General features: G+C 67.5%; 1 protein-coding gene. It reads right to left on the bottom strand.

Annotated features, from left to right (window positions below):
* Positions 1–328: 328 nt before the first annotated feature.
* A partial coding sequence (locus tag MJ601_RS21810; RefSeq protein WP_242130487.1) for a hypothetical protein occupies positions 329–553 on the bottom strand: 225 nt, incomplete at its 5' end.

Below are 553 nucleotides of genomic sequence, written 5' to 3'. Positions count from 1 at the left end.
GTCTCCGGTGATCCATTCTGCCGGACGATCAGCGGGACCAGCACACCCCGCGCGCGAATGGAGGGCAGGATGTTGGTGAGATCAGGCGCCTTCTTCATGCCCCGCATGTTGACAGGCGAGACGCAGAGATGGGCGATATCGATATGCTTGAGTTCCATGTTTCTTCCTCCTTGCCAAACACCGGCCCCGGACTGCGGGGTGGGCGGCAGAAGCGCACCGGCAGGCACGCCGAGGGAGGCGGGCTGCATCCGCAGGACCGCAACGCAGGTGGAGGACCCGGACCGAAGGGACGGGTTGCGGCCCGCCGCGGCGGGCCTAAAGGGGAGCGTCAGCCCACACCGCTGGCCGGAGGCCGCGTAACCATCATCGCGCGTGGCGCGATGGCCATCAGGAGCGGCAGGCCGCTCCTCACGTCAATGATCGTCACGCCAGGGGCGACGAGACGGCGCATGGCACCGGCTCGGTGGAGCGCAGCGGAATAGAGCATGACCGCGCGGAATGCGCGGGGACGCCCGCTATTCTGTCGTGCCGGAGACAAGGCTGGGAACGATCC

This window comes from Sphingobium trunci, assembly GCF_022664535.1.
GTDB lineage: Bacteria > Pseudomonadota > Alphaproteobacteria > Sphingomonadales > Sphingomonadaceae > Sphingobium.
Note: the sequence above shows the minus strand (reverse complement) of the source record. Positions and strands in the feature narration are given on the sequence as shown.